5 protein-coding genes and 1 pseudogene are annotated in these 6,422 nt (G+C 67.8%); 2 read left to right on the forward strand and 4 right to left on the reverse strand.

Annotated elements, in window-relative coordinates:
* Window positions 1-86: 86 nt before the first annotated feature.
* Window positions 87-1,586: pseudogene (locus BLW84_RS49670) on the reverse strand (AMP-binding protein); the annotation flags it as partial.
* Window positions 1,587-1,687: 101 nt separating this feature from the next.
* Between BLW84_RS49670 and BLW84_RS42680 the strand changes: the two are divergent.
* Window positions 1,688-1,981 (forward strand): ubiquitin-like protein Pup, encoded by a 294-nt coding sequence (locus tag BLW84_RS42680; protein WP_093277962.1) that lies wholly within the window; start codon window positions 1,688-1,690, stop codon window positions 1,979-1,981.
* Between the two features lie 124 nt (window positions 1,982-2,105).
* Here the strand turns inward: BLW84_RS42680 and BLW84_RS42685 are convergent, their stop codons facing one another.
* Window positions 2,106-2,495 carry an FHA domain-containing protein gene (locus BLW84_RS42685; RefSeq protein ID WP_093277964.1) on the reverse strand — a complete coding sequence of 130 codons (390 nt, stop codon included), beginning with the start codon at window positions 2,493-2,495 and terminating at the stop codon, window positions 2,106-2,108.
* A 202-nt stretch (window positions 2,496-2,697) separates the two neighbouring features.
* Here BLW84_RS42685 and BLW84_RS42690 point away from each other — a divergent pair, with 202 nt between their 5' ends.
* Window positions 2,698-5,037, forward strand: coding sequence for a heavy metal translocating P-type ATPase (locus BLW84_RS42690; protein ID WP_093277974.1), 2,340 nt, complete (start codon window positions 2,698-2,700; stop codon window positions 5,035-5,037).
* Between the two features lie 144 nt (window positions 5,038-5,181).
* Here the strand turns inward: BLW84_RS42690 and BLW84_RS42695 are convergent, their stop codons facing one another.
* Window positions 5,182-5,742, reverse strand: a complete 561-nt coding sequence (locus tag BLW84_RS42695) for a ferritin (RefSeq protein WP_093277966.1) — start codon at window positions 5,740-5,742, stop codon at window positions 5,182-5,184.
* A 204-nt stretch (window positions 5,743-5,946) separates the two neighbouring features.
* The coding region (locus BLW84_RS42700; protein WP_177227005.1) for an FTR1 family iron permease at window positions 5,947-6,422 on the reverse strand (476 nt) is incomplete at its 5' end.

Here is a 6,422-nt window from a genome sequence, read left to right on the forward strand (position 1 = left end):
AGGGCTCGGGTCGCCTGCGGATTGCGGAAGTAGCCCGTGGTCACAGACAGGCCCCGGAACTCGATTCGGCCCTCACGCCGGTCGCCGAGCGCGTTGCCCGCCGTGTCTGCGGCCCGGATCTCGTGGCCAGGCAGCGGCACACCGCAGGAGACGAATCGCAGCGGATCGGGATCGTCTACGGCGGCTCGCAGCGCCCGGCCCGAGCGCACGAAGTCCTCGCGGATGACTCGATCCACGACCGGGCCGCGCCCCATCGGCGGGAAGGTCAGACCCACGCACGATTCGGCGAGCCCGTAGACGGGGGTCAGCGCCCGCGAATCGAATCCGCAGGGCCGGAACCGCTCGGCGAACCTGGTCAGGGTGTCCGCGTGCACTGGTTCGGCGCCGTTGAACGCCACTCGCCACGAGCTGAGATCCAGGCCCTCGATCTCGGGAGCTCCGATCTTCCGCAGGCACAGCTCGTAGGCGAAGTTCGGGCCTGCGGACAGGGTTCCCCGGTGGGTGTGGATGGCTTGCAACCATCGAGCAGGCCGAGCCAGGAAGGTCGATGGCGGCATCACCACCAGTGGAAGTCCGAAGTAGAGGCTGGACAGCCACGCCCCGATCAGCCCCATGTCGTGGTATAGCGGCAGCCAGCTGATGAACACGTCGGCGGTCGAAACGTGAGCGGCCTGGGCCATCGCCCGGATGTTGGACAACAGGTTGGCATGGGTGAGGACCACGCCTTTGGGGTTGCCGGTGCTGCCCGAGGTGTATTGCAGCAACGCGACGTCGGTGGCATCCCGGCCGACCGCGCCCACCTCACCGCAGTCGGTGAGCTCAGCGGGTGTGAGGACATGCCGCATCGACGCGACCTGGCCCTGCACCAGCCTCCCCAGCCGCGCGGCCCCAGGGTCGGTGACCAGCAGCCGTGCTTGGGCGTTGTTGAGGATGCCCACCTGTCGGGGCAGGTGGTCGGCTAGCTGCGATGGCCGTGTCGGCGGGTAGATCGGCACGGGCACCCCGCCGGCCAGCAGCACCCCGGTGAAGTCGGCGAAGTAGTCCCGCCCGGTCGGCAGCATGAGCGCCACCGCATCACCGGGCCGAAGGTCGCGTGCCAGCAATCCCGCAGCCACCCGAGCGGCACTGCGTTGCAGATCGCGATAGCTGACCATCTCCTGGGTCTCGTCGTGGAGAATCCGCACGTGCTGCCGATCCAGGTGGACACGGACGTGCCAGGCCAGCGCTTCGGTCAAGGTGGCGATCGCTTCGGGAATCCGCTCAGCACGCGGAGGCACGGCATATCGGCCCTCGAACGGCCGGTGGACGCCCGTGCGCGGCGCACTCCGGATAGCCGCAAGAAGATCGCGAGGCGTCTCGATTGTGCCGAGCGTGTCCGCCTGCAGGCTGACACCGAAGGCATCCTCTACGCGCAGCAGTAGCTCTGCGAGTGCCAGGCTATCGAGCCCCAGATCGCGCTCGAAGCCACTGTCCAATGCCGCAGCTGCCGCGGCGTCAGCGTAGCGACGCTCCGCCACGAGCTCACGGACCATGGTCAGCAATAACGCCACATCATCTGGCGGTACTGCCGGTTCGGCTGCACTCATCGACGTCCTTCTCACAGCATTCGCGCATCTCCGGTGGAGCCCCACAACTCATCCAACGTGTCCCCTCCTGCCCGTGGTGAGAAGAGGCCGTTGGGCCCTAGATGGCCGCACTCAGATCTCGTGACACTTGCCTACGGCCTTCGGCCCACGAGCAGCCAGCTTCCAGAAGCACCGCCAAGGACACACTTGCGGGGAGGCAGAGGATGCGCCACGAGAAGCCGCAACACCACGGCCGTCATGATGACGATGAGTTGACCGATCCAACACCCACCGGTCAGGATCGACGGGACAAGCTCGAGGACGGCACGGAAGCGATGCTGGACGAGATCGACGACGTCCTCGAGGAGAACGCCGCGGAATTCGTACGCTCATACATACAAAAAGGCGGCGAGTAAGACAGTCCGCCGCGCACGAGCTCGGCGATGACGGCAACCTACTGCTTCGGGCTGGATAGCTGTCGGGCAATGCGGGCAAGAACTCACCACAGTGGACTCATCAGCGAGCTCCGCAGTGAGATCCTCACCGTTTGGTCGCGATGCCGCCGGCCTCCACGTCGCCGGTGCGGAAGGTGAACCGCATCTTCCCAATCCAGATCTCGTCACCGTCAGCCAGCTCCGCCGACTCCACCGAACGCCGGTTGACGTAGGTGCCGTTGAGGGAACCGCCGTCCACCAGGGCACACCGGCCGTTGCGCACCGCCAGTTCGGCGTGGCACCGGGACACGGTCACATCGTCGATCACGATGTCACAATCGCGGTGCCGCCCGACCAACGTCAACGCCGCGCTGATCCCGAACTCCGCTCCCACGGCAGGCCCGCGACTGATCACCAACCGCATGTCACCCACCGCTCCACGCGGCTCCGGGATGAGCTCGTGCAACGGCGCCGCTGTAACGCCAACCTGGTCCATCAGCTGTTCTCCTCGCAAACGATCAAGCCGGGAACGAAACCGGCAGCCGCCGAGCACATTCCCTGGAACCGCTATCAGCATGCGGGCGTTGACAGCCCTCCGACCAGGCCCTTCGTCACTCGGTCACGGTGCTTCGCGTCACCCGGCTCAGGTGTGGACGCGCGCCGCACGGGGTAGGCCTGACCGCGGGGGTATGCCGGTCATGTCCGAACCACGCTCAGCGCAGCAACACGCCGCACACGGCCTTCGGCCTTGGTTCGAGCCGGCCCTCCTCGTGGTCACGACGAGCGCGTTGCTGATCGGCGTCATCGCCTGGGCGGTTGGCGCTACCGGGACGGCGGATGCAGCTTGGATGGCCGGAACCGCGGTCGCCATCGTGCCCGCGCTGGCGTGGATGGCTCTCGCGTTGTGGCACGGCCGCACCGGGGTCGATCTCATCGCCGTGCTCTCGCTCGGCGGCACCCTCGCGGTTCACGAGTACCTCGCCGGATCGCTGATCGCAGTCATGCTTGCCTCCGGGCAGGCTCTGGACTCCGCAGCGCAGCGCCGGGCCTCCCACGACCTGCGCGCGTTGCTGGAACACGCGCCCCGCTTCGCACATCGGTACGCAGGTGATGCGCTCGAAACGGTCGCCGTGGACGAGGTGCGCGTCGGCGACCTGCTACTGGTGAGCCCCGGCGAGGTCGTACCGGTGGACGGCTGGGCCAGCGGCGGTGCCGCTGTCCTCGACGAGGCGGTGCTAACCGGCGAGTCCGCCCACGTCGAGCGGCTAGCCGGAGAGCCCGTGCGCAGCGGCGGCGTCAACGCGGGCCCGACCTTCGACCTGCGGGTCAGTGCCACCGCCGAGGAGAGCACGTACGCCGGGATCGTGCGGCTGGCACGGCAGGCCGGTGCAGAACGGGCACCCGTCGTCCGGCTCGCCGACAGGTACGCGACATGGTTCCTGCCCCTGGCTCTGCTCCTGGCCGGCGCCGCCTGGCTGATCACGGGCTCCCCGGTCGGCGCTGTCGCCGTGTTGGTGGTCGCCACGCCCTGCCCGCTGCTGCTGGCGGTCCCGGTCGCCGTCGTGTCCGGTATGTCCCGCGCCTCCCGAGTCGGGGTGATCATCCGCGACGGCACTGCATTGGAGAACCTCGGCCACGCCACCACTGGGATCATGGACAAGACCGGTACCTTGACCGCAGGACGCCCAACCGTCGTCGATGTCATCGCCGCACCGGGTGTCGACGCGGCGGAGGTGCTCCGGCTGGCCGCCTCGCTGGACCAAGCGTCCCCGCACATCCTCGCCGAAGCCATCGTCGCGCACGCCCGAAAGCAGCACCTCGCGCTGACCCCGCCGCGCGACGCGTCGGAACAACCCGGTCGAGGGATGACGGGCATCGTCGACGGCAAACGCGTCGAAGTCGGCAAGCTCGCGCTGCCCGAAAGCAGGCCGCGCTGGACCGACGCCGTGCTGAACAGAGCCATGCTCGACGCCGCCGCCATCGCCTGGGTCAGCTGCGAAGGCGAACTCTGGGGCGCCGTGCTGCTGCGCGATCCTCTGCGCCGGGACGCCCCCAGGACCCTCAGGCGCCTGCGGAAAGCCGGACTACGCCGCCTTGTCATGCTCACCGGCGACCGCGCCGAACCCGCCCGGGAAGTCGCCACGGTGCTGGGCCTGGACTGGGTGCACGCGGAACAGACCCCCGCGGAGAAGGTCGCGCGCGTCCGCGATGAAAGCGAAACGGCGACCACCATCATGCTCGGCGACGGCGTCAACGACGCCCCCGCCCTGGCAGCGGCGACGGTCGGGATCGCGATGGGCGCACGCGGCGCGACCGCGTCATCGGAGGCCGCCGACGTCGTGCTCACCACTGACCGGCTAGACCGCGTCGCCGACGCCATGAGCATCGCCCGCAGAGCGCGCGGTATCGCCGTGCAAAGCGCCGCCGTCGGCATGGGCCTGTCGATCGTCGCCATGGGCGTTGCCGCCGTCGGCTGGCTGCCACCGGCGGCCGGCGCCTTGCTGCAGGAAGGCATCGACGTCGCGGTCATCGTCAACGCGCTACGTGCGCTGCGCGGGAGCCACCGCGGCGAGCTCGCCGTGCCGCACTCGACCGAGGACCTGCTGCACCGCTTCGCCTCCGAACAGGAGAAGCTCCGCGAAACCCTGCACCTGATCCGCGACACCGCGGACCTCGTCTCCGAAGCCCCCGGTTCGACGAAGGCGCTCGTCGCACTTCGCCAGACGAGTGCGTTCCTGGACCAGCGGCTCGTCCCGCACGAACGAGCCGAGGAAACCCAGCTCTACCCCGCCATCGCTGCCGCCCTGGGCGGCAGCGAAGCCACCGCGACGATGAGCCGCATGCACGCCGAGATCGACCGGCTCAGCAGGAGGATCGGCGCTCACCTGAAGTTGACGGAATCCCACGGCCGCATCGAGGACGACCAGATCGAGGACCTGCTCGCCACTCTGTACGGCTTGCACGCCGTGCTACGCCTGCACTTCACCCAGGAAGAGGAGAACTACTTCGCGCTCGCAGACACCGACCGCGATTCCTGACGTCCCGCAGCGCCACGTCGCTGCCTAGCGCTGAGAGGTCTCGCGGAACAAGACGCGGGATCGGTCACCCACGTCAACACGCAGCGGTCGGTCAAGCCCGCCCGTGCTCAAGCTGCGCCAGCCACAGCGGTTCGTGTGCCTTCGTCACAGCTTCCCACCAGCGGTGTGCGGGGCGGTCGATTCGTACCTGTTGTCCCCGACGGGGTCTCGTTTGAGGTAGTCCTCCAAGTCGAACATGTTGCCCTGCGAGCGATCGGTGATGTTCAGCATCGTGGTCATCTGCGCGACCTCGTCGACCTGCTCGGAGAGGAACCAGCGCATGAACTGCTCGCCGAGGTAGTCGCTCTCCTCTCGCAGGGATCGGGACAACGTCGTGACTTCTTCGGTCACGGCGCGTTCCTGCTCCAGGGCGAGTGCGATGAGTTCACGGGGATCGGAAAAAACGTTGCGGACGGCCTGCACATCCGGAATCTCCACCGCGACATTCTTGTCGATCATGTACTGCACGACCCGCATCGCATGATTGCGCTTGCGCACCGACTGCCGGTAGAAGTACGCGGCCAGCCGGGGCAGATCGCGCTGGTCGAACCACACCGCGCACGCCAGGTACTGCTGCGACGCGTTGAGCTCGTTGCCCACCTGTTCTTCCAACAGGTTCTGGGCACGCGACGTGCGGGACTCGATCTTCTTCACAACCGCGTTCATAGGTAAACGCTACGGCGGTGTGGCTGTGAGCGCGAAAGCGCGGGGTCCGCTCCCCTTGCGAAAGTGTTTGTGGCGGCGCTCTTGCATGCGCTGAAACGTGCGTGGCGCCCGATCAGGGTGTAACCGGCTCGGTAACGATGGACTCGCCGCGGATGCCGCCGCCCTCCATGCTGGGATTGCACGCGGTCGTGTAGGCGTTGTTGGTCACTTTGCCTCCTTGGCGCGGATCTCGGCGGGCCTGCAGGCACTGCGGTGGGGGCGGAGGAACAGCGGCAGGACGATCGCGACGTAGCCGACCCAGACGACGGCCTCGACCACGGTGGTCTGCGGGGAGAAGTTGAAGATCCCCTTCAGCAGCGCGCCGTACCAGGACGTCGGCGGGATGATGTTGCTGACGTCGAAGGCGAGCGTGTTCAGGCCGGGCAGGATCCCGGCCTCCTGAAGGTCGTGCACGCCGTAGGCGAAGACCCCGGCGGCGACGAAGACCAGCAGCACGCCGGTGACGGTGAAGAACTTCGACAGGTTGACCTTGATCGCCCCGGCGTAGAGCAGCCAGCCGAGCAAGATCGAGATCGCGATGCCGATCAGGAAGCCGACCAGCGGCAGCACGGTGCCGCCGCCGGCGGACTGGACGCTGGAGAAGAAGAACACCGCGGTCTCCATGCCCTCCCGTGCGACCG

The sequence above is a fragment of the Saccharopolyspora shandongensis genome (genome assembly GCF_900106995.1).
In the GTDB taxonomy this organism is placed as follows: Bacteria; Actinomycetota; Actinomycetes; order Mycobacteriales; family Pseudonocardiaceae; genus Saccharopolyspora; species Saccharopolyspora shandongensis.

Bases quoted from the DNA above. Each gene is read 5' to 3' on its own strand.
- BLW84_RS42680 (WP_093277962.1), top strand. From the start codon at position 1,688: ATGGCCGCACTCAGATCTCGTGACACTTGCCTACGGCCTTCGGCCCAC.
- BLW84_RS42685 (WP_093277964.1), bottom strand. From the start codon at position 2,495: ATGGACCAGGTTGGCGTTACAGCGGCGCCGTTGCACGAGCTCATCCCG.
- BLW84_RS42690 (WP_093277974.1), top strand. From the start codon at position 2,698: ATGTCCGAACCACGCTCAGCGCAGCAACACGCCGCACACGGCCTTCGG.
- BLW84_RS42695 (WP_093277966.1), bottom strand. From the start codon at position 5,742: ATGAACGCGGTTGTGAAGAAGATCGAGTCCCGCACGTCGCGTGCCCAG.